We start from the raw sequence: 24,477 nt of genomic DNA, 5'->3' as shown, positions 1-24,477 counted from the left end.
TTTTCTTGACGACGTGCGGCTTCTTGACAGCGTGCGGCATTCGTAAGGACGTGCATGAAGAAGGCGCTGGCGGCGGCGGTGGCCGCCGCGATCGTGGCCGGCGCGGCGCCCGCCCATGCGGCGGCCCCCGATCCGGTACGGGCCGTGAGGCAGCAGTTCGTGCCGGGGCACGGGGTGAAGTTCTCCGAGGCGCTCGTCCTGGAGGACAAGGACAAGAAGAAGACGACGTACATCCGGGTCACCGGCACGTACGCGTTCGGCCGGTCGGGCGTCGTCGCCTCCGAGGTGACCTACTGGGAGAACCTGTCCGAGAAGAAGCCGACGACCCTGCACTACCGCACCGTGGGGCAGGACCTGTATGTGCGGAGCGAGACTCTGCCCCAGGGCAAGTCGTGGGTGCGCATGTCGGGCAGCGCGGAGGAGATCCGCACCGAGCTCCAGCCTGTCGATGTCCTGCGGCTGCCGCAGCTCAAGGGGCTGCTGTCGCACGTCACGTCCGTACGCGACGGGGTCCATCGCGGCGCGGTGACGCGCGAGCAGGCGAACAAGCTCGTGCGCGGCCGGACCCTTGCCGACTACGGCTTCCGGTTGAGCACCGACTCCACCGGGCTGCCCGTCCGCTTCCGCACCGAGGACAAGCCCGGGGCGCGTGGCTCTTCGGTGTACACCGAGAGCAGGTACAGCGGGTGGGGGCAGGCGGTCACGATCACGCATCCGCCGGAGGATGAGGTGGAGGACTTCGACAAGGTCTTGGAATCCCTGTACGCGGAGACCCTCCAGGAGCGGCTGGAGGTCACCGATGATGCGGTGGCCGCCCTTCGTCGGTAGGTCGCTGCCCAGGAACACCGCTGCGCGCGAGGGCGTCGCCGTACGACGATGCCCTCGCCGCCCTGTCGGGGCACCCCTGCTCAGGGGCGCCCCGCCCTCGATACCTCCTCACGCAGCCCCGGCGTCCGACCCCAGCCTGGAATCCCGGACGCCCGCCCACTGCAACGAGTGCCTGATCCCCTCCTCGATCGAGTAGTGGGCCTGCCACCCCAGCAGCCGCCCGGCCCGATCACTACGGGTGTAGGCGCCGGCCACATCACCCGGACGAGCCGGCGCCTCGACCACCTCGATGGGCCGGTCGACCACGCGGTTGAAGGTGTCGACCAGCTCACGCACGGTGGTGCCCGCACCGGTGCCCAGGTTGATCACCCCGACCTCCAGCTCGTCGAAGCGCCGCAGCGCCGCCACGTGCGCGGTGGCCAGATCCCACACGTGGATGTAGTCGCGGATGCCGGTGCCGTCGCTCGTGGGCCACTCGGTGCCGGTGATCTGGAACGGCACGCGGTCCTCGTACGCCTCGATCATCTTGCCCAGGGCGTGACTGGGCCGGCGCAGCTGCAACCCCGTGCGCAGCTGCGGATCGGCACCGATCGGGTTGAAGTAGCGCAGGGACAGGATCCGAAGGGGACGGCTGGCGGCGATGTCGGCGAACATGCCTTCACAGACCGCCTTCGTACGCGCGTACGGGCTCTGGGGGTCGAGCGGGGACTCCTCGGTCACCGTGTGGTCGGCACCGGCGCGGTAGATCGACGCCGAGGAGCTGAAGATCATCCGAGTGCAGCCGTTACGGAGCAGGTGGTCGACGAACTCCAGGCTCTTGGTGACGTTCGCGCGGTAGTAGCCGATGGGGTCGGCCACGGAGTCGGGGACCACGATGAGAGCCGCGCAGTGGATGACTGCCTCGATATCGGGATTCTCCGCGAATACCTTGTCAATCAGCGTGCCGTCGCTGATATCGCCCTCATAGAACAGCCGGCCTTCGGCGAACTCCCGCCGTCCTGTCACGAGGCTGTCCAGAATGACGGGATCGATCCCCGCATCCAGACACGCCGACGCGATCGTGCTGCCGATATAACCCGCCCCGCCGGTAATCAAAACGCGCATTCCTGAACCCTAGCCATCCGGGACCGTAGGTGAGTGCAGCCTGTGGATAACTCCGCAAGGGTCCGATCAGCGCGGGGCTCCCACACACCCAGCCGGGCTCGCACACCGCCCCATGACCGCCCACCCGCCACCCAGCGCACCACCCGCACAACGGCGCCAAGGCATCCGCCGCGGCACAGCCCAGCCAACCCCGCGCCGGACCGGACCTGCCCCTGCATCCCTCCCCGCCCACCCCAAACCACCCAATGCCATTCACACTCTGGCCTAGCCGCCCTCCACGTGCGACATTTCCACCTATGGGCAGGGACGTGCCAGTGGTCGTGTTCAGCCGAGAAGACCGCCGCAAATATCGGGAAAAGGTCCACCGATGCCTCGACGTCTTCGCCCAGATGCTGCGCGAATCACGCTTCGAGTTCGAACACCCCCTCGCAGGCCTGGAGATCGAGCTCAACATCGTCGACCAGCACGGCGAGGCCGCCATGCGCAACGCCGAGGTGCTCGCCGCGATCGCGCAACCGGACTGGGCGACGGAGCTGGGCCAGTTCAACATCGAGATCAACATCGAGCCCCAGACCCTGACAGGCGACGGGGCGCTGCGCCTGGAGAACGACGTCAGGGCCCGGCTCAACCACGCCGAGGAACGCGCCCGCTCCGAAGGCGGCCACCTGGCCCTGATCGGCATCCTGCCCACACTGCGCGAGCAGGACATCGGCGAGGGCACGCTCTCCGCGAACCCCCGCTACCGCCTGCTCAACGAGCAGATCTTCGCAGCCAGGGGCGAGGACCTCCACCTGGCCATCGAGGGCGTCGAACGCCTCGACACCCACGCCGACAGCGTCGCCCCCGAGGCCGCGTGCACGAGCGTCCAGCTCCACCTGCAGGTGAGCCCCGAGACGTTCGCCGCGCACTGGAACGCCGCCCAGGCCATCGCGGGTGCCCAGGTGGCGGTGGCCGCGAACTCGCCGTACCTGTTCGGCAAGGAGTTGCACAGGGAGACCAGGATCACGCTGTTCGAGCAGGCCACGGACACCCGCCCGGCGGAGCTGAAGGCGCAGGGGGTGCGGCCCAGGGTGTGGTTCGGGGAGCGGTGGATCACGAGCGTTTTCGACCTGTTCGAGGAGAACGTCAGCTACTACCCGGCTCTGCTGCCCCTCTGCGACGAGGAGGACCCGCGCGCCGAGCTCGAACGCGGCCGCGTCCCCCACCTCCACGAGCTGACCCTGCACAACGGCACCGTCTACCGCTGGAACCGCCCGGTATACGCGGTGGTGAACGGCGTGCCGCACCTGCGCGTGGAGAACCGGGTGCTGCCCGCCGGGCCCTCCGTGGCCGACATCGCGGCCAACGCGGCGTTCTACTACGGGTTGATGCGCGTGCTGCCGTACGACGAGCGGCCGGTCTGGAGCCAGATGTCGTTCAGGGCGGCCGAGGACAATCTCGCGGCGGCGGCGCGGCACGGGCTGGACGCGCGGCTGTACTGGCCGGGGCTGGGCGAGGTGCCGGCCTCCGAGCTGATCCTGCGCCGGCTGCTGCCCATGGCCCACGACGGGCTGGCCAGGTGGGGCGTGCACGGGCCGGTCGCCGACCGGCTGCTGTCCATCATCGAGGGCCGCTGCCTGGCCGGCCGCACGGGCGCGAACTGGCAGGTGGATCGGGTACGCGCGCAGGCCGGCTCCGGTGATCGGCACGAGGCGTTGCGGGGCATGACACTGGAGTACATCGAGCGCATGCACACCAACGAACCCGTACACACTTGGGACGTGTGAAGCCCGTGACCCGTGCCCTGCCCAAGCTCACCAGGCTGTTCGCCGGTCTGGCCGTCATCACCCTGGCAGCCGCCTGCGGCCTCGCCCGGCCGCCGTCCATGGACACGAGGGGTGCCGACTCGTTCGAGGACGACATCGTCACCGCGCGCACGCTGACGGAGGAGTTCTGGAACGGCCAGTTCCAGCAACTCGGCCGCACCTATCGGCCCATCAGCGACTTCATCCCGTACTCGGGCAGCGCCGGCCCGAGCTGCGGCGGCGAGCCCGCCGTCCCGAACAACGCCTTCTACTGCCCGCTCGGCCACTTCATCGCCTTCGACCAGGACTGGATGCAGGGGCTCTGGAACGACATGGGCGACGGGGCCGTCTATGTCATCATCCCGCACGAGCTCGGCCACGCCATCCAGGCGCAGCTCCGTACCGACTTCACCCTGAACGTCCAGATGGAGCTCCAGGCGGACTGTTACGCGGGAGGCGCCCTGTCCGCGCTGGTCAGCTCGGGCGTGCTGACGACGGACGAAGGCGACGAGAACGAACTGTTCGCGAGCCTCGCGGCGGCGGGCGACCCGACGGACGACTGGCTCAACCCGGCGGCTCACGGGACGGCGGAGCAGCGGCAGATCTCGTTCGTGCGCGGCTACCGGGACGGGGTGGGTGCCTGCTGAGGGCCCGCGAACACCCGGCGGAACCCGCTGAGGACGTACGACTACGAGCCCGATCAACCCTGGGGTCGTATCTACAGGTCAACCCCCAGGATGATGTCATCGATCATGGCCACGCCCTACCTTTAACCCATGGCACCGGAGGAGATCAGCTGGCTGCGCAGGGGCGCATGCAGATCCAGCGACCCCGACCTCTTCTTCCCCCTCGCCCCCACCCCACTGCAGGAGGCCCGCGCCAAGGCGGTGTGCGCGACCTGCCAGGTGGTGGAGGAGTGCCGCTCCTACGCCTTACGCGCCGGCGAGGCTGAGGGCATCTGGGGCGGCCTGACCCCGGAGGAACGTCGCCGCACCCGCTTCCCGGAAGGCTGGCGCCGCCCGGCCGCCTCCTGACACCCGGCAACCTTGCCAAGGCCGGCTGCTGGGTGGTAGGTCCGGGGCTGAGCGATGCTGGGGCTCAGCGATGCCAGGCCTGACTGCGCGGGCAGGGGTTGCTTGCGTTCCGAGGCCCATCGCTCAGGTGCCGAGAGCGGACGCTCGCGGCGAGAGCGGGCGCTCGGGCCCGGGTCCTTGGGGGCGGGCGCCCGGGCGCGGACGCTCAGGCGCAGGTGCTTGGGGGCGGACGCTCAGGCACGGACGCTCAGGCACGGACGCTCAGGCGGCAGACCGGACGGTCGCCTACCTGGGCGGTCGGGTGCGGGGCGGTCGCGTACCAAGCCGGTGGTCGGATGTCGGCTTTCGGCTGCCGGGTCCTCGGGTGCGGGACGAGGGGCCGGGTGCTGGGTGTGGGGCGGGCGATCGGGATGGGACGTAGCCTGCAAGGGTGCTGTTGCGCTCGATCGCCGTCCTCACCGCTGCCAACATCCTCAACAACAAGATCGCCCCACGCCTGGGCCCGCTCACCTCCACCGTCGCCACGGCCGCGCTGGTCGCGATGGCCCGCAGGTCCGGGGTGTCATGGGAGGATCTCGGTTTCGAGCACGGCCGGCGTGGGGCCGTCGCCGGTGGTGCCTTGGTGCTGGCGGTGGCCGGGGTCTACACGGCGGGCGTCGCCATGCCCCGTACCAGGCCGCTCTTCCATGACGACCGCGCCCTGTCGCTCTCGCGCGCCCGCGTTCTGGAGGAGGCGTTGCTGCAGGTCCCGTTGGGCACGGTGCTGCTGGAGGAGGTGGGGTTCCGGGGCGCGTTGTACGGCATGTTGCGGCGTCGGCACGGCACGGCCACGGCCACGGCGGTTTCGTCGGCTCTGTTCGGGCTTTGGCACATCCTGCCGGCCATCGACATGGCCCGCGCCAATCCCGCTCTGGGTGCCCTGACTGCGGGTGAATCCCCTGCGCATCTGGACACCGCGCGGGTCGTGGCGGGGAGTGTGGTGTCCACGGCGGCGGCTGGGGTGCTGTTCTGCGAGCTGCGGCGCCATCGCGGCCTTCTGACCCCCGTCATGCTGCATCTGGCCACCAACTCTCTTGGTTATGCCTTCGCCCGGATCGCAGCCAAACTGCCCGGCACCGACCCAAACCCCAACGCCGGTCCCGCCCTCCGTTCCGGTTCCGGTTCGGGCTCCGGCTCCGGCCCGGGCTCCGGCTCGGGCTCCGGTTCGGGCTCCGGCTCCGGCCCGGGCTCCGGCTCGGGCTCCGGCTCGGGCTCCGGTTCGGGCTCGGGCTCCGGCTGAAGCTCGGCTAAGGAGCGGGCTCAAGCGCGGGCTTTCGCGCAGGCGCCAGCACAGTCTGAAGCTCGGACTCGGGCGCAGCACGGCCACGACGGCGCGGCGCGGCGGGGCACGGGTCGGCGTGGGCACGACGCGAGCGCGGGCGCGGGCGCGGGCGCGGGCGCGGCGGCGGTGTGGGCACAACCCCCAGCACGAGCTCAGGTTCGAGCCCTGCCTTCACACACCCCACCCAGAATAAAACGATCCGCCCCACCCACCCCCCATTTGCCACCACACAACGTGAGCACAGCCCACCCTCCGGGTGAATCATTCAACTAGCGCGGGATGAAGGTTTTCGCCCTGCGGCATCATTTTCTCCCCCGCCTCCGAACGAGCCTGTGGCCTGGGCCGCCGTAGGCCTTAACGTCTCCGAGGCGCCTGTTTTCAAGGTCGCGCCCCCTGGGACTGCGCGCCTCCCCAACATCACGAAAAAGCCGGAGGTACGGAGGTGCTGCTGCATGCGTACGGTAATCGACATCGACAAGGAGCTCATGGAGGCGGCCCAGCAGACGCTGGGCACGCCGACCATGAGAGAAACGGTCCACGCCGCGCTGCGGGCGGTCGTCGACAGGGACGCGGAAAGAGTATGTGCGATCAGAGCGTTCGAGTTCTGGCGCACGGAGGGGAGCCCGGATCTGCTGGATCCGGAGATCATGAAGCCTGCGTGGCAACGACAGGACTGATGTATCTCCTCGACAAGAGCGCCCTGTCGCGCATCCGGGTCAGCGACGTGATCGCCAAGGCGCTGCAGCCGCTGTTCGCGGCGCGGACCGTGGCGACGTGCAGCGTCGTCGACCTGGAGGTGCTCTACAGCGCCCGCGACTACGCCCACTACCAGCGCATCCTGCATGCCCAGCGGCAGTGCATCCTGCTGCCGGTGGACCAGGAGGTGCAGGCGCGGGCGATGGCGGTGCAGCGGCAGCTCGTCGAGATCTCCCAGCATCGCGGGATCGGGCCGACCGAGTTGCTGATCGCCGCCTGTGCCGAGGTGCACGGGGCGACGATCCTGCACTACGGGCACTCCTTCGACATCATCTCGGAGGTGACCGGGCAACCGTCGTTGTGGGTGGTGCCGCCCGGCTCGGTGCCATAGCGGGGCGGCCGGGAGCCTCACGAAGGCTCAGGTCGTCTCACGAAGGTTCAGGTTGTCTCACGAAGGTTCAGGTCGTCTCACGAAGGCTCAGGTCCTAACAAAGGCTGTCACAACGGCCCAGGCTGTCACGAAGGCCGCCACGAAGGCGGTCATCACGAAGGGCCGTCACGAAGGGCCGTCGCGAAGGCCCGGGTCGTCACAACGGCTCAGGCCGTCGGGACCACCTGGAAGCCCTCCGCGTAGCGGCCCTCGCCGAGCCCGGCCTGCTCGGCCCAGGCGGCGAAGCGGCTCCTGACGAAGTCGATGAAGCCTTCCACGTGTGAAACCTGACTCACATGTGACTGCAAGGCCGCGAGCTTGCGGTCCATGGACTCGGTGATGTCCACCCAATGGTTCGGCGTGGAGCCGCCGTTCAGCCACACCTCACGTACGGTCCACGCCTCCAGTCCCTCCTCCTTGATCAGCTCCGGGAACGCGTACGGATTGCGCGCGTCCGGGTAGACCGCGTCCAGGGTCGCGCCGCCCACGGCGCGGTGGTCAGGGTGGCTGGGGGCGATGAACTGGTAGTTTCGGTCGGGGTGGTGGGTGATGACGAGGTCGGGCCTGACCTGCCGGATCACCCTGGCGATGGCCCGCCTGAGCTCCAGCGAGGGCACCACCTGGCCGTCCGGGTAGCCGAGGAAGCGCACGTCCGTCACGCCGACGGCCTTGGCGGCGGCCAGCTGCTCGGTCCTGCGTAGCTCCGCCATGCCGGAGTTGTCCAAGTTACGCTCGTTCCCGCCCGCGTCACCGTCGGTGACCAGCAGGTACGTGACCTCCACGCCCCTGTCCACGAACAACGCCACGCTTCCGGCGGCACCGAAGTCGGCGTCGTCGGGGTGGGCGGTCACGACGAGTACGCGGTTGATCTCGCTCTCCGGCAGCATGACTCCCCTTTCGGACCTTTCGTGGAGGACAACCGGAACCCCGTCGGCGGCATTCCGGGCGCCGATTGTCGGTGGAGCGTCTTAACCTAGGTGGGTGCCGACCCAAGTCTCTGTTGACCACCCCTTGCTCGATGGCCTCAACCCGCAGCAGCGCGAGGCCGTGATCCATCATGGCAGTCCACTGCTCATCGTGGCCGGAGCGGGGTCGGGCAAGACGCGGGTGCTCACGCACCGCATCGCGTACCTGCTGGCCGAGCGGGAGGTGCATCCGGGCGAGATCCTGGCGATCACCTTCACCAACAAGGCCGCCAGGGAGATGAAGGAGCGCATCGACAAGCTCGTCGGGCCGCGCTCCAAGGCGATGTGGGTGATGACGTTCCACAGCGCCTGCATGCGCATCCTGCGGCGCGAGGCCAAGCGGCTGGGGTTCCCGTCCAGTTTCTCGATCTACGACCAGGCCGACTCGCAGCGGCTCATGGCCATGGTGTGCAGGGAGATGGAGCTCGACCCGAAGCGTTACCCGCCGCGCTCGTTCTCGGCGCAGGTCAGCAACTTCAAGAACGAGCTGATCGACTATGAGACCGCGCTCGACAAGGCGGGCTCGCACCTGGAGAAGACGCTCGCGCAGGCGTACAAGGCCTACCAGCTCAAGCTGACCGAGGCCGGCGCGATGGACTTCGACGACATCATCATGAACACGGTGACGTTGTTCCAGCTCTTCCCCGACGTGGCCGAGCACTACCGGATGCGGTTCAGGCACGTGCTGGTCGACGAGTACCAGGACACCAACCACGCCCAGTACATCCTGATCAGGGAGCTGGTGGGGCATCCCGAGTTGCGCACCGACGACGGCGAGCTGGTGCGCTCGGGCGCCGACATGTCGCAGCTGTGCGTGGTGGGTGACGCCGACCAGTCCATCTACGCCTTCCGTGGCGCGACGATCCGCAACATCCTGGAGTTCGAGCGCGACTACCCCGACGCCCGCACGATCCTGCTGGAGCAGAACTACCGCTCCACCCAGAACATCCTGGCCGCCGCCAACGCCGTGATCGCGCGCAACGAGTCGCGCAAGCCGAAGAACCTCTGGTCCGACCAGGGCGACGGTCCCAAGATCGTCGGGTACGTGGCCGACAACGAGCACGACGAGGCCATGTTCGTGGCCCAGGAGGTCGACCGGCTCAGCGACGAGGAGGGCGTCAAGCCGGGCGAGGTCGCGGTCTTCTACCGCACCAACGCCGCCTCCCGCGTGTTCGAGGAGATCTTCATCCGCACCGGCCTGCCGTACAAGGTGGTCGGGGGCGTGCGCTTCTACGAGCGCAAGGAGGTCAAGGACCTGCTGGCCTACCTGCGCGTGCTGGCCAACCCGGCCGACGTGGTGTCGCTGCGGCGCATCCTGAACGTGCCCAAGCGCGGCATCGGCGACCGGGCCGAGGCCGCGATCGAGGTGCTGTCGTCCCGCGAGAACATCACGTTCTGGGACGCGCTGCGCCGGGCCGACGAGGCGTACGGCATGGCCACGCGCTCGCTCAACGCGGTCAAGGAGTTCGTCGCGCTGATCGAGGAGCTGATCGCCAAGGGCGCGGGCATGCCGCCGTCGGCGCTGGCCGAGGAGGTGCTGGTGGCCACCGGCTACCGCGCCGAGCTGGAGGCCTCCGAGGACCCACAGGACGAGTCCCGCCTGGAGAACCTCAACGAGCTCATCTCCGTGGCCTCCGAGTTCGAGGAGGCCAACCCCGAGGGCACGCTGGTGGAGTTCCTGGAGCAGGTGTCGCTGGTGGCCGACGCCGACCAGATCCCCGACACCGACGGCGGGCAGGGCGTGGTCACGCTGATGACCCTGCACACCGCCAAGGGCCTGGAGTTCCCCGTCGTGTTCCTGACGGCCATGGAGGACGGCGTGTTCCCGCACGTCCGCTCGCTGGGTGAGCCCAAGGAGCTGGAGGAGGAGCGGCGGCTGGCCTACGTCGGCATCACGCGGGCGCAGCAGCGGCTCTACATCACGCGGGCGGCCGTACGCAGCTCGTGGGGCGCGCCGTCGTTCAATCCCGCCTCCCGCTTCGTCAACGAGGTGCCCGACCAGCTCATGGAGTGGCGCACCGACCCCGAGAAGTCGGCGTGGAGCGCGGCCACGCGGCGCGAGCCGGCCCGCCAGGCCGCCCCGGCCAAGAGCGCGTCCGGCGGCGGGCGCAAGGTGCCCTCGCTGGCGCCCGGTGACCGGGTCTCGCACGACGCGTTCGGGCTGGGCACGGTGGTGTCCGTGGACGGAGTCGCGGAGAAGACCAAGGTGAAGATCGACTTCGGGAGTGGCGGGGAGAAGACGTTGCTGCTGGCGTACGCGCCGCTGGAGAAGCTCTGAGAGCTGGCAGAGGGCCGCTTCCCTGCGGGGAAGCGGCCCTCGGTCTTCGGGGGCCGGCCTCCGTCCAGGAGGTCGGCCGTCGGCTCCCGGCCCTCGGGAGGGGGCGGCTCAGCTCTTCAGCGCGCTGCCCTTCTTCCACTGGGTCCAGTTGAGCTGCCAGTAGCTCCAGCCGTTGTTCCACTGGAGCTTGCGCTTGGTGCCGGTGATCTTCACGACGTCGCCGCGCTGCGCGATCGTGTAGAACCACTTGGCACCGGCCGGGGTGGCGCGGACGCAGCCGTGGCTCTGGTTGGAGTTGCCGAGGTACTGGTAGTAGCCGGCGCTCTGGTGGACGTACTCACCGCTGTCGGAGATGCGCACCGCCCACGGGATCTCCTCCTTGTAGTAGCGCGGGTCCTTCGGATCCGTCACGCCCATCCAGGAGGAGGTCATGGTCTCCACGGCCTTCTTGCCCATGGTCAGGTGCACGCCGCTGGTGGTCAGGTAGACGTCCACGCCGTTCCTGATCAGCCCGCCCTTGCCGGCGCTGATCGGGATCTTCTTGGCCAGCTTGCCGTTGCGGTACACCTTCATCGTGTGCTTGCGGGTGTCGACCACGGAGATGTTCTTCGCGCCGACGGCGAACCGGCGGGAGACGTTCTTGGCGCCGGTGTTGCCGGGCAGCTCCGACAGTCGCGCGGTGAAGAGCACCTTCTGGTACGGCTTCCAGTACGTCTTCGTCCGATAGATGACCTTGCGGGCGGACACCCAGCGCCACGCGCCCTCGTGCGCCTCTTCCGACTCGACGTCCAGCACCGCCTCGACGGCCGCCTTGTCCTTCACGTCACGGTCGAACGTGACGATGATCGGAAAGCCGACGCCCACCTTCTCGGTCTTCTCCCCCATGGGAGTGATGTCCGCGATGCCGACCTTGATCTTCTTCCCCGCGGGGACGGAAGGGGTCGGCGTGGGGGCCGGGGTCGGGGCCGCCGCCGCAGCAGCAGCGGGGACGGTGGTGGCCTGACTCGTGACCTGGGCCTGGGCCGTGGCCTGGGGGACGGGGGCGCTCTCCGCCGCGCACGCCGTCGCGGCGACCAGTGCGACCAGTGCCGGAAGCATCCGGGTGACGCGCTTCAAGGGGTTACTCCTGGACTTCGTGCTTCGACTACCTCCTTGTGTGACAACTGAGAGCACTGATTCGTGCGCGAAAGCACGATAACTATCCTGTAACGGTCCAAATTCGGGTTATCTTGGTTAAAACCAGGCACCCGGCTGGGCCGCTCGGAGGTGCGGATGACCGTCGGCGCCCTGCTGTCCTTCGTGGTCGTCCTGGCCGCGCTCGCGCTGCACACCGCCTGGTCACTCGACAGGGAGCACGCCGCCGTCCGCGCCGCCGGCAGTGTCCCGCCGCCGCGCGGCCTGACCCCGTACGAGCCGGCCTATCTGGCGGACGGCCCGGAGCGCGTCGCGCAGACAGTGGTCACCGTGCTGGCGGCATCCGGTGACCTGCGGGTCTCCCGTGGCGGCAGCCTCCACCGGACGCGCCCGGCCGACGACCGCGACGATCCTCTGGAGGACACCGCGCTCGGCATCGCCCACGCCAACCCCGGCCTGCGCCTGCGCCGCCTCGGCGCGGAGCTGCGCTTCACCCCCGCGATGGACGCGCTGCGGGACCGCCTCGCCGGCCTGGGGCTGGTGCCCGGGCCGCGCACCTTCACCCGGGCGGACGCCCTGACGCTGCGCCTGGAGTGGTCACAGTGGGCCGCGGTCGCCGGTGGCGTGGCGGCGTGCGCCGTCATGATGCTGAACGAGCTGACCCTGTGGCCGGCGCCCGCGTTGATCATCTCGATCGCCACCTACGGGGGCGCGAAGGTGCGGGAAGAACGTCACTGGCTCAGGTTCCGCGTCACCCGCCAGCCTCGGCCAGGGAAGCCCTCGAACAGGCACGAACCGGGCACCGCGCGGCGGAGCCGATCGCCGTGGCGCTCCAGGCTGACGCCGGAGAGATCAGACGAGCCGCCGGGCGGTGGCCCAGCGGGAGAGCTCGTGACGGTTGGAGAGCTGCAGCTTGCGCAGCACGGACGACACGTGCGTCTCCACGGTCTTGACCGAGATGAACAGCTCCTTGGCGATCTCCTTGTACGCGTACCCCCGCGCGATCAGCCGCAGCACCTCCCGCTCCCGCTGCGTCAGCGAGTCGAGCTCGGGATCGATGGACGGCGCCTCCGACGAGGCGAACGCGTCGAGCACGAAGCCCGCCAGCCGCGGCGAGAACACCGCGTCGCCGTCGGCCACCCGGTTGATGGCGTCGGTCAGCTCCTTGCCGCTGATGTTCTTGGTGACGTAGCCGCGGGCGCCGCCCCTGATCACGCCGATGACGTCCTCGGCCGCGTCCGAGACGGAAAGCGCCAGGAACCGCACCTGGGAGCCGGAGCCCAGCACCCGGCGCAGCACCTCCTGGCCACCGCCGCCGGGCATGTGCACGTCGAGCAGGACCACGTCAGGCTGGTGCGCGGCGATCGCCTGGACCGCCGTCTCGACGTCCTCGGCCTCGCCGACGACCTCGATCGAGTCGCCCAGCTCGGCGCGCACGCCCGATCGGAACAACCGGTGGTCATCGACGATCAGTACGCGCGTCATGCCTTCTCCACCTTCATCGTCAACATCACTTCCGTGCCCTCACCGGGCTCGGTACGCACCCTGGCCGTGCCTCCGTGACGTTCCATTCTCCCGATGATGGACTCCCTGATCCCCATCCTGTCGAGCGGCACCGCCTCGAGGTCGAACCCCTTGCCCCGATCCTTCACGAAAATCGTGACCTCTTCACCCTCTACTTCCGCGTAGACGGAGATGGACGGGCTCTCAGAGTATTTGGCCGCGTTGACCATCGCCTGCCGGGACGCCTTCAGCATCGCGGCCAGCTTGCCGGTCGGGTCGAGGGCGATGTCGCCGACGCAGACGACCTCGATGGGCACGCCGTGCGCGTCCTCCTCCTCGGCGGCGATCCTGCGCACGGCCGCCGCCACCGTGGCGTCGGCGTCCTGTTTCGGCTGGTAGAGCCAGTTGCGCAGCTCGCGCTCCTGGGAGCGGGCCAGGCGGGAGACCTCACGGGGGTCGTGGGCGACGCGCTGGATGAGGGTGAGCGTGTGCAGCACCGAGTCGTGCACCATGGCGGCCACCTCGGCCCGCTCCTCCTGCCTGATGCGCTCGCGCCGCTCCAGCTGCAGCTCTTTCCACAGCCCGGCCAGCCAGGGCGCGGCGATGACGAGCAGGCCGCCGACGACCACGACGGTGAACAGCAGGCTGTCTCTGACCTGGGGCAGCTCGCCCTCCGCGGCCAGGAAGCCGGTCGCGCCGACCACGACCAGGGTGATGCCGACGAGCGTGCGCACCCGGTTCTTGCTCATGCTGCGCGAGGCGCCGCTCACCCAGCTGCTGCGGCGTTCCGGATCGGCCTGCTGCCAGAGGATCAGCGCGCCGATCCCGCCCACCGCGAACGGCAGCAGGCCGATGCCGCCCTGGTTGGCCCCGGTCAGCCAGCCGAAGGAGAACAGCGCCGCCCCGATCGCGCTGAACGCGGCGAGCTGGCTCCAGTCGCGCTGCGGCGCCTGCCCCTCGTGCGGCTCGCGCGGCGTGACCATCCACATCACGGCGTACGCCACCGCGCCCGCCCCCTGGACGACGGTGAGCAGCACGAACATCAGCCTGATCACCACCGGATCAAGCTTGAGCTGCGCTGCCAGCCCCTGGGCGACACCGCCGAGCAGGCGCCCGTCCATGGGGCGCATCATCCGGCGGTAGGGCCTGTCGCCGCTCTGCTCGGCGAGTGTCTTCTGGTCTGCCATAACATGGCCATGGTCACACGTCGAGGGCCATACGGGCATCAGGGAACAACCCCCGGGTCGGGTCAGGGGTGTCCCGGATGCGAGCAGCGCACGCGTAGGTCCACGATGGTAGGCATGACAGAAGCTCCGCCCAGGCAGCCGGCCTCTCCCCCCCGGGAGCTGCGACGCAGCAGCGAGGGACGCATTCTCATGGGAGTGTGCGCGGGCCTGGGGCGGCACACCGGCATCGACCCCGTGGTGTTCCGCGTGGGCTTCGCGGTGCTCCTGCTCGGTTCCGGCATCGGGCTGTTCCTCTACCTGGCGGCGTTCCTGCTCATGAAGGAGCCGAACGGGCGGCCGGGGATCATCGAGCAGTGGACGCGGCGCGACTTCGACGCCGAGGCCGTGATGGCGCTGCTGACGGCGGTGCTGGGCTTCGGGCTGGCGATCAACCTGGCGACGGTGTGGCTCGACACGGGGACGCTGGTGGTGGGGGTGTTCCTGGCCGTGTCGCTGCTGGCCGCGCACGCCAGCGGGGTCGATCTGCGGGCTCTGGCCCGGTCGATGCCGGAGCGGCTGAGCCGCCGGCCGGGTGCGGAGCGGCCCGCCGCCTCGTACGAGAGCGCCGCGCCGCCCGCCCCCGTCCGCGCTCCCGCCGCTCCCCAGGGCTCGCCGGCCCGGCAGGAGACGGTGGCGGGCGTGCCCGAAGAGGCGGCGGCGCCGGAGACAACCGCCACCCGAGCACACCGGGACGTGCCGGGAGTGGCCCAAGCACACGCAGCCACGCCCGAACCGGCCCATACACACAAGGACACCCCCGAAGCGGCTCAGGCACACACGGACACGCCGGAGGCGGCACAGGCACGCGCAGACGCACTGGAAGCGGCGCACGCGAGCGAGGCCGCCCCGCAGCCGACCGCACGAGCGCCCGAGTCGGAGCGGCGAGCCCGGCCCGACGACGAGCCCGTGTCCCCGTACGCGATCACCGCCCAGCACTCCATCCCCTACGGCAGCCTCGGCGAGCCGTTCGCCCCGAACGGCCCCTACCAGCCCCTGGATCCCGCCAGGCGACCCGGCTATTCACCGTACGACCCCAGCCTGTACGCCCGCCCCGTGCCGAAACGACGGCGCCCGAAGTCGTACATCGGCCTCATCACCATCCTGCTGGCAGTGATCATCGGAGGGATCGTCGTGGCCGTGCAATCCAGGTCAGCGGCGGGAGTGAGCCCGACCATCGTCGGCGGCGCCATGCTCATCACGATCGGCGCCGGGCTGCTGGTGGCCGCCTGGTGGGGCCGCGGCGCGGGCCTGGTGGCGGCGGGCACGGCGGTGACGCTGATGGTGGGCATGGGGCTGATGCTCGGCGGCGTGCCGCGCAACATCGGCCCGGCGGAATGGACGCCGACCACGATCGCTGAGGCGAGCACGCTCTTCGACGTGGGGGTGGGCGACGGCCAGCTGGACCTGTCGGAGCTGCAGCTGCCACCGGGGTCGAACGTGACGGTCAAGGCCACGATCTCGGCCGGCGAGCTGGTGGTGATCGTGCCACCGACGGCCCGGGTCGAGGTGACGGCCAGCAACAAGATCGGTGACATCGTGATCGACCAGTCGCTCAGGGGCGGCGTGGACGTTCGCACGAGCAAGGTGCTGGAGCCCGAGGTGAAGCCGCAGGGCAGGCCCGCCACCATCAAGCTCGACCTGAAGGGCGGCTTCGGCGACATGGAGGTGCGGCGTGCCGCGTGAGGTCGAGCGGCCGCGTCGCCTGCACCGGACGGACTGGATGGCCCTGCTGAGCGGCCTGCTCTTCGTCGTGCTGGGCATCTTGGTGGTGACTCGCGCGATCACGGATCCGCTGGTCCTGATCGGGGTGCTGGTGCTGGGACTGGCCTGCGCGGGGTTGGTGGCGATCGTCGCGCGGGTGGTCCGCGGTAAGTAACCCTTGACCGGGAAAAACACCGGCGTAGGTTCGGAGTGTCCGCCTTTCCCCCTGCTCCTGAGGGAGGACGTATGCCCCGCATCACCGTCACTGTCGACGGTATCCAGTACGAGGAGGACGTCGAGCCGCGGCTCCTGCTCGTCCATCTACTACGAGAACGCCTGGGCAAGACCGGCACCCCCATCGGTTGCGACACCAGCAACTGCGGTGCCTGCACGGTCATGATCGACGGCAAGAGCGCCAAGAGCTGCTCGGTGCTCGCCGTCCAGGCCGACGGCTGCGACGTCGTCACGATCGAGGGCCTGGGCGCCAACGGCTCCCTGCATCCGATGCAGCAGGCCTTCCACGAAGAGCACGCGCTGCAGTGCGGCTACTGCACGCCGGGCATGGTCATGGCCGCGATCGACCTGCTCAGGGACGATCCGGACCCATCGGAGGAGACGATCAGGCAGGGCCTGGAGGGCAACCTCTGCCGCTGCACCGGATACTGCAACATCGTGCGCGCGGTACGCAGGGGCGCGCAGGAGATGGGCCAGGCGGTGAGAACGCCATGACCACGCAGGAAGTAGGCAGGCCCCGCAGGCGGAAAGAGGACGCCAGGCTGCTGACGGGGCGCACGCAGTGGACCGACAACCTCTCGCGGCCGGGCACGCTGCACGTGATGTTCCTGCGCAGCCCGATGGCGCACGCGAGGATCACCAGGGTGGACGTGTCGGGGGCGCGCGGCCTGCCGGGGGTGGTGGCGGCCTTCAGCGGCCAGGACTTCGAGGCCGAGCAGGGCAGCCTGCCGTGCGCGTGGCCGCGCAGCGGCGACACGGTCGTGCCCGACCACCCGCCGATGGCGGTCTCCGAGGTGCGTTACGTCGGCGAGGCGGTGGCGTGCGTGGTGGCCACCGACCGGTACCGCGCGGCGGACGCCCTGGAGGCGATCGAGGTCGACTACGAGCAGTTGCCCGCGGTGCTGGACATGAACGAGGCACTCGGCGACTCCAGCGCCCGGGTGCACGAGTCGGGCAACCGGGCCTTCACGTACCGGACGACCTCGGGCGACCTGGACGCGGCGTTCAGGGACGCGCCCGTGGTGATCGACCGCACGTTCGTGCAGCAGCGGCTGATCCCGAGCGCGATGGAGCCGCGGGCGGTGCTGTGCGACACCGACGGCGACTCGTTCACGATGTGGACGTCCACCCAGATCCCGCACATCCTGCGCACCATGCTGGCGCTGGTCACCGGCGTCGCCGAGCACAAGCTCCGCGTGGTGGCCCCCGACGTGGGCGGCGGCTTCGGCTCGAAGCTGCAGGTCACGGCGGAGGAGGTGCTGTGCCTGCTGCTGGCGCGCAAGCTGGGCAAGCCGGTGAAGTGGGCGGAGTCGCGCTCGGAGGGCAACCTGACGGTGCACCACGGCCGTGACCAGATCCAGCACCTGCGGCTGGCTGCCGACGCCGACGGCCGCATCCGCGGGCTGCAGGTGGAGCTGCTGGCCGACATGGGCGCCTACCTGGTGCTGCTGACGCCGGCGGTCCCGCTGCTCGGGGCGCAGATGTTCAACGCCATCTACAAGATGGACGCCTACGAGTTCGCCTGCACGGGCGTGTTCACCACGAAGATGCCGACGGACGCCTACCGGGGCGCGGGGCGGCCCGAGGCCACGTTCGGCATCGAGCGGATGATGGACGAGCTGGCGGCCGAGCTGCGGATGGACCCGCTGGAGGTGCGGCGGCGCAACTGGATCAGGCACGAGGAGTTCCCCTTCACCACGATCTCCGGCCTGACCTACGACTCGGGCAACTACGAGGCGGCGACGGAGCGGGCGATGGCCCTGTTCGGCTACGACAAGCTGCGGGCCGAGCAGAACGACCGGCGTGACAGGGGCGACCCCGTGCAGCTCGGGATCGGCGTGAGCACGTACACGGAGATGTGCGGGCTGGGCCCGTCGCGGTGGTTCGGCGACAACAACGCCGGCGCGGGCGGCTGGGAGCACGGCTCGGTGCGGGTGCTGCCCACGGGCAAGGTGGAGGTCGTGACGGGCAGCTCGCCGCACGGCCAGGGGCACGTGACGGCGTGGAGCCAGATCGTCGCCGACGCGCTGGGCGTGCCGTTCGAGGACGTCACGGTGCTGCACGGCGACACGGCGATCTCGCCCAAGGGGCTGGACACCTACGGCTCGCGCTCCCTGACCATCGGCGGCATCGCGGTGCTCAAGGCGTGCGACAAGGTCAGGGACAAGGCCCGCAAGCTGGCCGCGCACGTGCTCGAATGCTCGCCGGACGACCTGGAGTTCGAGGCGGGCGCGTTCACGGTGCGGGGCACCGGCTCGCAGAAGAGCATCCAGGAGCTGGCGCTGGCCGCGTTCGCGGCGCACGACCTGCCGGAGGGGGTGGAGGCGCGGCTCGACTCCGACGTCACGTTCGACCCGGAGAACTTCTCCTTCCCGCACGGCACCCACCTGTGCGCCGTGGAGGTCGACACCGACACGGGCATGGTCAAGATCCGCTCGTACGTGGCGGTGGACGACGTCGGCAAGGTCGTCAACCCGCTGATCGTGGACGGCCAGCTGCACGGCGGTATCGCCCAGGGCATCGCGCAGGCCCTGTTCGAGGAGGCCGTGTACGACGCCGACGGCAACCTGCTGACCGCCACGATGGCCGACTACCTGCTCCCGTCGGCCGCCGACCTGCCGGACTTCGCCCTGGACAGGACCGAGTCCCCGGCGACCAGCAACCCGCTGGGCGTCAAGGGCGTCGGCGAGGCGGGCACGATCGCCTCGACCCCGGCCGTGGTGAACGCGATCGTGGACGCCCTGCGGCCGCGCGGCGTCGTCGACGTCCAGATGCCCTGCACGCCGGAACGTGTCTGGAGAGCCCTGGAAGGAGCACGGCGATGATTCCCGCGCAGTTCGACTACGTCCGGCCGGGCTCGATCGCCGAGGCGTGCCAGGAGCTCGGCTCGGACGAGGACGCCAAGGTGCTGGCGGGCGGGCAGTCGCTGCTGCCGTTCCTGCGGCTGCGGCTGGCGTACCCGTCGAAGCTGGTGGACCTCGGCCGGCTGGCCGACCTGAAGGGGGTGCACGACCGCGGCGACCACGTCTACATCGGCGCGATGGCCACGCACGACGAGGTCATGCGCTCTCCCGTCGTGACGGCGGGCTGCCCGCTGCTGGCGCTGGCGGCGGCGCAGGTGGCCGACCCGGCGATCCGGCACCGGGGCACGTTCGGCGGCTCGCTGGCGCACGCGGACCCGGCGGGTGACCTGCCGGCCGTGGCGCTGGCGCTGGACGCGGTGTTCGTGGCGGCCTCGGCGGGCGGGGAGCGGGAGATCCCGGCGGCCGAGTTCTTCGTCGACTACCTGGAGTCGTCGCTGCGGCAGGGCGAGATCCTGGCCGGGGTGCGCGTGCCGAAGCTGGGCGAGGGCTGGGGCTTCCACTACGAGAAGTTCCACCGGACGGCGCAGGCGTGGGCGATCGTCGGCGTGGCGGCGGCGGTCAGGCGCTCGAACGGCTCGATCGCCGAGGCCAGGATCGGGCTGACGAACATGGGCCCGACGCCGCTGCGCGCGCACGCCGTCGAGACCGCGTTGCAGGGCGTGGAGCTGGGCGACCAGGTGCGCCAGGCGTGTGCGGAGGCGGCGGCCGACACCGCGCCGCCGGCGGATCTGCACGCCCAGCCGGACTATCGCCGGCATCTGGCCAAGGTGCTGACCGACCGCGCGGTACGAGCGGCGGCCGGCGCGCCCTGATCTGTGGCGGGGGTGCCTCTTCCGGGGCGCCCCCGCCCCGTCGTAGGGTCACTGGCATCGGAGAAGGAGCGGATCGATGGCGATGCGGTTCGAGCACGAGTTCACTGTTCCTGTACCGGTCGAGCAGGCCTGGGCCGTGTTGCTCGACGTCGAGCGGGTCGCGCCGTGCCTGCCCGGGGCGACACTGGACATCTTCGAGGGTGACGAGTTCACCGGCAGGATGAAGGTCAAGGTCGGCCCGATCACGGTCACCTATCGCGGCACGGCCAGATTCGAGGACGTGGACAAGGACTCCTACTCGCTCACCATCCAGGCGTCGGGCAAGGAGGCCAGGGGCTCAGGCACGGCCTCCGCCACGGTCAGGGCGCGCATGGAGCCGCGCGAGGAGGCCACGCTGGTGACCGTGGAGACCTCGTTCAACGTCACGGGGCGGCCCGCCCAGTTCGGCCGGGGCGTGATGGCCGAGGTCGGCGGCAGGCTGATCGAGAAGTTCGCCGCGAACCTGGCGGAGCTGCTCTCGGAGCCCGCGGTGGAGCAGGTGGCCCCCACTCAGGAGCGGCAGGAGGAGGAGCGGCACCTCAGCGCGGTGCCGGAGCAGGACTTCCACCCGGCGGGCACGCTGCGGACCTCGCGTTCGCCCGACGAGGAGGCGCTCGACCTACTGGAGATCGCCGGGCAGCCGCTGCTGAAGCGGCTGGCGCCCATCGTGGGCGGCATCGCGGCACTAATTGTCGTTATTTGGGTTATACGTCGCCTTATGCGCTGATTTTCGGCAAATACTCCCTAAAGTCCGGACGCTTCCCTCGTGCTGGGGGAAGTGTCTCTCCCGCTGGGGAACTAGGGGGAGGACTTGGGGATGCCGGACGTCACCGTGGTCGTCATCACCTACAACGACGCCGAACGCCTGCCCAGAGCGGTGCGCTCCGTGCTCCGGCAGTCGCTGCGCGACCTGGAGGTGATCATCTCCGACGACGCCAGCACGGACGGCACGCCGGAGGTGGCGCGGCGGCTCGCGCGGGCCGACGCGCGCGTGCGCTACCTGCGCAGGCCGGTCAACAGCGGCGGCTGCGGGGCGCCGCGCAACGACGGGATCGACGCGGCGGCGGCGCCGTACGTGATGTTCCTCGACAGCGACGACGAGCTGCCCAGGCACGCGTGCAAGAGCCTGCTCACCGAGATCGAGCACACCGGGGCCGACTTCGTGTCGGGGCAGATCTCGCGGCTGTTCGAGCCGAGCGGGCGGCTGCGGCCGTACTATCCGTCGCTGTTCGCGCGGCGGCGGGTGGTCGAGGGCATCAGGCAGGAGCCCGAGCTGTTCCTCGACTCCTTCAGCACCAACAAGCTCTACAGCGTGGCCTTCCTGCGCGACCGCGCGCTGCGCTTCCCCGAGGACATCCACTACGAGGACCACGTCTTCGCCGCCGAGCTGTACGCGGTGGCACGCAGGTTCGCGGTCGTGCCGTGGACGGTCTACCACTGGCACCGGGCCCCCACCAACGACTCGATCTCGCTGAGCATCGACGACCTGGCCAACGTGCGGCAGCGGGTGATCGCGGCCCGCCTGAGCGACGACCTCCTGCGCGAGCACGGCGCCGCCGACCTGGTGCCGCACAGGCAGTACCGGTTCCTGCGCCAGGACCTGCGGGTCTACCTGAACCCGCTGCCGCTGCGCGACGCGGTGTGGGTCAAGGAGTTCGCCGCGATCGTACGGCCGTACCTGGAGGAGATCCCCGAGGAGGTGTACGAGCGCGTCGATCCGCTCGACCGGGTCTGCGCCCAGCTCATCCTGGACGACAGGACCGAGGACCTGCGGACGGCGGCGGGCTCCCTGACCGGGCCGCGCGCCGCGCCGAGGGCGGCCGTGCAGCTCGACGGGCGCACGTACTGGGGCACGTCGGTCTCCCCCGGCCTGGACATCACCGCGCTGCGGCTGGCCGAGCTGCCCTTCAGCGCCTCCAGGCTGCGGCACGAGGTCGCCGCGCTGTCCTGCGACGGCGAGCGGGTGCGGATGACCGTGCGCACGTACGACCCGTTCGGCGCGCTGCCGGTGGACTGGACGGCGTTCCTGCAGCTCGGCGGGGAACGCGTGCCGATCTCGCCGGAGCCGTCGGGCGAGGGCGGCTACGTCAGCCAGGTCACCTTCACGCCCAGGGGCAGGTGCGACCCGCGCATCGGCTTCACCAGGACCTCCGACGGGCACACCACGACCGACCGGATCCTCGCCGACCCGCACACCGAGCCGATCGAGCTGCCCGGCTGCACGCTGAAGGTCGAGGGGTACGCCGGTTACCTGACCGTGCGGCCCGATCCGGCGCCCCGGTCGGTGTGGCGGCGGGTCAGGCGGCGGCTGCTCCGGCGGCTCAGCACGCCGGCGAACAAGCTGCGCGCGTACAAGGTGCTGATCAGGGTGCTGCCGCCGCGCCGGAACCTGGCGCTGTTCGAGTCGGACGTCGGCAAGGGGTACAACGGCAGCCCCCGGGCCATCTACGAGGAGATCCGGCGGCGTGGCCTGCCCATCGAGGCCGTCTGGTCGGTGGCCAGGGGCCGGCGCAACTTCCCCGCCGACGCGCGGCTGGTGCGCCGGGGCAGCTGGCGCTACGTCTGGACCATGGCCAGGGCCGGGATCTGGGTCGACAGCCACGGCTTCCCGCTCGACTACCCCAAGCCGCGCGGCACCCGCTATCTGCAGACCTGGCACGGGCAGGGCATCAAGTCGATCGGTTTCGACGCGCCCGACCTGCGCGGCGACTTCGACGGGCCGCGCGCCCGGTGGCGGGCGGCCGTGGCGCGGTGGGACGCGCTGGTGTCGCCGAGCGCGGAGTTCTCGCGGGTGTTCCTGCCGTCGAACGGCTACTCGGGCAAGGTGTACCGGTGCGGGACGCCCCGGTGCGACGCGCTCGTGCGGGCCCGGCAGTCCGACGACGTGCGGCGGCGGCTGGAGGTGCCGCCGGGGCGGCAGGTCCTGCTCTACGCGCCCACCTATCGGGACCGGGCCAAGCACAGCGGCCGGTCCGTCCGGGTCGACCTGGAGCTGCTGGCCGAGGAGCTGGCCGACGAGTGGGTGGTCGTGCTGCGTACGCATCCGGTCGAGCGTTACCGGCCGCCCGAGCACCTGCGGCACTTCGTCCGCGACGCCGGGGCCTACCCGGAGATCAACGACCTGATGCTCGCCTCGGACGCGCTGCTGACCGACTACTCCTCCGTCATGTGCGACTACGCGCTGACGGGCAAGCCGATGGTGTTCTTCATCGACGACTGGGACGACTACCGGCTCTCCGAACGCGGCGTCTACCACGACCTGCCGGCCATCGCGCCGGGCCCGTGCCTGACCACGACCGAGGACCTGGTGGCGGTGCTGCGCGCGCTGCCCGCCGTGCACGAGGCGTACGCGCAGCGGTACGCGGCCTTCCGCGACCTGTGGTGCGCCGACGAGCACGGCGACGCGGCGGCCAGGATCGTGGCCGACTTCTTCGCGGAGGCCGGGCGATGACCGTCGTGTTCACCTGCCTGGACGCCGACACGCTCGGCGGCGTCCAGCAGGTCACCCACACCCTCGCCCAAGGCCTGGCGCGGCGCGGCCACGAGGTGCACGTGATCGGGCTGCAGCGGGCCGCCGCGCCGTTCCGGTACGTGGACCGGCCGCTCTACCACCACCATGTGATCAGCGGCCGCCCGGCGACCGGGGGCCTGGCGCGCAGGCGGGCCGACCGGCGGCTCAGGTCGCTGCTCGGCGAGATCGGGCCCGGCTACGCGGTGATGACCTCGCCGTCCGTGGTGGCCAGGGCGGCCCCGCTGCTGCCCGGCTCGCTGCGGCCGATCGGGCAGTACCACGGCTCCTACGACCACGCCCGCGACTGCTGGCACCTGGCCTCGATCAGGCGCCACTACCCGGAGCTGGACCAGGCGGTCTTCCTCAGCGAGGAGGACGCCCGGCTGTTCTCCGAGCACGCGCTGCTGCCCAACGCGGGCGTGCTGCCGAACCCGCTGGCCGACTGGCCCGAGGAGATGTCGGTGCTGGAGTCGCCGCGGGTGCTGGGGGTGGGGCGGCTGGAGGGGGTCAAGCGCTTCGACCGGCTCATCAGCGCCTTCGCCCGCTCGGGCGCGCCCGAGCCGTGGGAGCTGCACCTCGTCGGCGACGGCGGGGAGCTCGACGGGCTGCGTGAGCACGCGCGGCGGGAGGGGGTGGCGGACCGGGTGGTGTTCCGCGGGGTGGTGCCGGCCGCCGCCATGCCCGCCGAGTACCTCCGTGCCTCCGTGCTGGGGCTGACCAGCGAGTACGAGGGCCTGCCCGTGGTGCTGCTGGAGTCGGCGGCGCACGGGGTGCCCGCCGTGGCCTTCGGCGTGTCGGGGGGCGTGCGGTCGGTCGGGTCCGTGCTGGTGCCGCCGGGGGACGTGGACGCGTTCGCGGTGGAGCTGGGGCGGCTGGTGGACGACGAGGAGGAGCGGCGCCGGCTGGGCGCCGACGCCCGCGCCAGGGCCGAGGCCTACCGCCTGGAGCACGTGCTGGACCGCTGGGAGTCGCTGTTCGCCCACCTCGAACGCTGACTCCCAGCGCCGGCCCCC

General features: G+C 70.5%; 21 protein-coding genes and 1 pseudogene. 17 read left to right on the top strand and 5 right to left on the bottom strand.

The genetic code is table 11. The features are described 5' to 3' along the window. Positions 1-54: 54 nt before the first annotated feature. Positions 55-828, top strand: coding sequence for a hypothetical protein (locus tag LCN96_RS05400; RefSeq protein ID WP_225271456.1), 774 nt, complete (start codon positions 55-57; stop codon positions 826-828). 108 nt (positions 829-936) lie between these two features. On the opposite strand, the gene galE is transcribed toward LCN96_RS05400, so the two are convergent. After that, positions 937-1,932, bottom strand: coding sequence for a UDP-glucose 4-epimerase GalE (gene galE / locus LCN96_RS05395; RefSeq protein WP_225271455.1), 996 nt, complete (start codon positions 1,930-1,932; stop codon positions 937-939). A gap of 296 nt (positions 1,933-2,228) precedes the next feature. Here galE and LCN96_RS05390 point away from each other — a divergent pair, with 296 nt between their 5' ends. From LCN96_RS05390 to LCN96_RS05365, 6 genes are all read left to right on the top strand, one after another. After that, on the top strand, positions 2,229-3,698 hold the full coding sequence (locus LCN96_RS05390) for a glutamate--cysteine ligase (RefSeq protein WP_225271454.1): 1,470 nt from the start codon (positions 2,229-2,231) through the stop codon (positions 3,696-3,698). Then, on the top strand, positions 3,695-4,363 hold the full coding sequence (locus LCN96_RS05385; RefSeq protein ID WP_225271453.1) for a neutral zinc metallopeptidase: 669 nt from the start codon (positions 3,695-3,697) through the stop codon (positions 4,361-4,363). The genes LCN96_RS05390 and LCN96_RS05385 overlap by 4 nt, the downstream gene beginning before the upstream one ends. A 129-nt stretch (positions 4,364-4,492) precedes the next feature. Further along, on the top strand, positions 4,493-4,750 hold the full coding sequence (locus LCN96_RS05380; protein ID WP_225271452.1) for a WhiB family transcriptional regulator: 258 nt from the start codon (positions 4,493-4,495) through the stop codon (positions 4,748-4,750). Positions 4,751-5,180: 430 nt separating this feature from the next. Then, a complete protein-coding gene (locus tag LCN96_RS05375) occupies positions 5,181-6,029 on the top strand; it encodes a CPBP family intramembrane glutamic endopeptidase (RefSeq protein WP_225271451.1) in 849 nt (282 codons plus the stop codon). A 494-nt stretch (positions 6,030-6,523) separates the two neighbouring features. Continuing rightward, positions 6,524-6,748 carry a type II toxin-antitoxin system VapB family antitoxin gene (locus tag LCN96_RS05370; protein ID WP_225271450.1) on the top strand — a complete coding sequence of 75 codons (225 nt, stop codon included), beginning with the start codon at positions 6,524-6,526 and terminating at the stop codon, positions 6,746-6,748. Further along, positions 6,730-7,158, top strand: coding sequence for a PIN domain-containing protein (locus tag LCN96_RS05365; RefSeq protein WP_225271449.1), 429 nt, complete (start codon positions 6,730-6,732; stop codon positions 7,156-7,158). Before LCN96_RS05370 ends, LCN96_RS05365 begins: the two co-directional genes overlap by 19 nt. Before the next feature lie 206 nt (positions 7,159-7,364). Here the strand turns inward: LCN96_RS05365 and LCN96_RS05360 are convergent, their stop codons facing one another. Then, entirely contained in the window at positions 7,365-8,084 is a 720-nt protein-coding gene (locus LCN96_RS05360; protein ID WP_225271448.1) for a PIG-L deacetylase family protein, read from the bottom strand. 124 nt (positions 8,085-8,208) lie between these two features. Between LCN96_RS05360 and pcrA the strand changes: the two genes are divergently transcribed. Then, positions 8,209-10,440 (top strand): DNA helicase PcrA, encoded by a 2,232-nt coding sequence (pcrA, locus tag LCN96_RS05355; protein WP_225275927.1) that lies wholly within the window; start codon positions 8,209-8,211, stop codon positions 10,438-10,440. Positions 10,441-10,548: 108 nt separating this feature from the next. Here pcrA and LCN96_RS05350 read toward each other — a convergent pair whose 3' ends face one another. Then, positions 10,549-11,556, bottom strand: a complete 1,008-nt coding sequence (locus tag LCN96_RS05350; protein ID WP_225271447.1) for a L,D-transpeptidase — start codon at positions 11,554-11,556, stop codon at positions 10,549-10,551. Positions 11,557-11,712: 156 nt separating this feature from the next. Between LCN96_RS05350 and LCN96_RS57340 the strand changes: the two are divergent. After that, a pseudogene (locus LCN96_RS57340) lies at positions 11,713-12,180 on the top strand (TIGR04222 domain-containing membrane protein); the annotation flags it as partial. A gap of 246 nt (positions 12,181-12,426) precedes the next feature. Here the strand turns inward: LCN96_RS57340 and LCN96_RS05340 are convergent. Both LCN96_RS05340 and LCN96_RS05335 read right to left on the bottom strand, forming a co-directional pair. Next, the gene (locus LCN96_RS05340) at positions 12,427-13,059 is read right to left on the bottom strand and encodes a response regulator (RefSeq protein WP_148443373.1); all 633 of its coding nucleotides are present in this window, start codon (positions 13,057-13,059) and stop codon (positions 12,427-12,429) included. Further along, the gene (locus LCN96_RS05335) at positions 13,056-14,264 is read right to left on the bottom strand and encodes an ATP-binding protein (RefSeq protein ID WP_225271446.1); all 1,209 of its coding nucleotides are present in this window, start codon (positions 14,262-14,264) and stop codon (positions 13,056-13,058) included. The genes LCN96_RS05340 and LCN96_RS05335 overlap by 4 nt, the downstream gene beginning before the upstream one ends. 3 nt (positions 14,265-14,267) lie before the next feature. Here LCN96_RS05335 and LCN96_RS05330 point away from each other — a divergent pair, with 3 nt between their 5' ends. From LCN96_RS05330 to LCN96_RS05295, 8 genes are all read left to right on the top strand, one after another. After that, positions 14,268-15,986 carry a PspC domain-containing protein gene (locus LCN96_RS05330; RefSeq protein ID WP_311132218.1) on the top strand — a complete coding sequence of 573 codons (1,719 nt, stop codon included), beginning with the start codon at positions 14,268-14,270 and terminating at the stop codon, positions 15,984-15,986. Further along, positions 15,976-16,179, top strand: a complete 204-nt coding sequence (locus LCN96_RS05325) for a hypothetical protein (protein WP_225271444.1) — start codon at positions 15,976-15,978, stop codon at positions 16,177-16,179. The genes LCN96_RS05330 and LCN96_RS05325 overlap by 11 nt, the downstream gene beginning before the upstream one ends. Positions 16,180-16,250: 71 nt before the next feature. Beyond that, positions 16,251-16,733: a (2Fe-2S)-binding protein gene (locus LCN96_RS05320; protein ID WP_225271443.1), complete on the top strand. Its 483-nt coding sequence runs from the start codon at positions 16,251-16,253 to the stop codon at positions 16,731-16,733. Beyond that, positions 16,730-19,063, top strand: coding sequence for a xanthine dehydrogenase family protein molybdopterin-binding subunit (locus LCN96_RS05315; protein WP_225271442.1), 2,334 nt, complete (start codon positions 16,730-16,732; stop codon positions 19,061-19,063). Before LCN96_RS05320 ends, LCN96_RS05315 begins: the two co-directional genes overlap by 4 nt. Next, positions 19,060-19,914 carry an FAD binding domain-containing protein gene (locus LCN96_RS05310; protein ID WP_225271441.1) on the top strand — a complete coding sequence of 285 codons (855 nt, stop codon included), beginning with the start codon at positions 19,060-19,062 and terminating at the stop codon, positions 19,912-19,914. The genes LCN96_RS05315 and LCN96_RS05310 overlap by 4 nt, the downstream gene beginning before the upstream one ends. A gap of 76 nt (positions 19,915-19,990) precedes the next feature. Further along, positions 19,991-20,680 carry an SRPBCC family protein gene (locus LCN96_RS05305; RefSeq protein ID WP_225271440.1) on the top strand — a complete coding sequence of 230 codons (690 nt, stop codon included), beginning with the start codon at positions 19,991-19,993 and terminating at the stop codon, positions 20,678-20,680. 90 nt (positions 20,681-20,770) lie between these two features. Beyond that, positions 20,771-23,404, top strand: coding sequence for a bifunctional glycosyltransferase/CDP-glycerol:glycerophosphate glycerophosphotransferase (locus LCN96_RS05300; protein ID WP_225271439.1), 2,634 nt, complete (start codon positions 20,771-20,773; stop codon positions 23,402-23,404). Then, positions 23,401-24,459 carry a glycosyltransferase gene (locus LCN96_RS05295; RefSeq protein WP_225271438.1) on the top strand — a complete coding sequence of 353 codons (1,059 nt, stop codon included), beginning with the start codon at positions 23,401-23,403 and terminating at the stop codon, positions 24,457-24,459. The genes LCN96_RS05300 and LCN96_RS05295 overlap by 4 nt, the downstream gene beginning before the upstream one ends. Positions 24,460-24,477: the final 18 nt, after the last annotated feature.

Source organism: Nonomuraea gerenzanensis, from assembly GCF_020215645.1.
Classification (GTDB): domain Bacteria; phylum Actinomycetota; class Actinomycetes; order Streptosporangiales; family Streptosporangiaceae; genus Nonomuraea; species Nonomuraea gerenzanensis.
The sequence above is the reverse complement of the archived record's forward strand: the minus strand, read 5'-3'. Positions and strand labels throughout refer to the sequence as shown.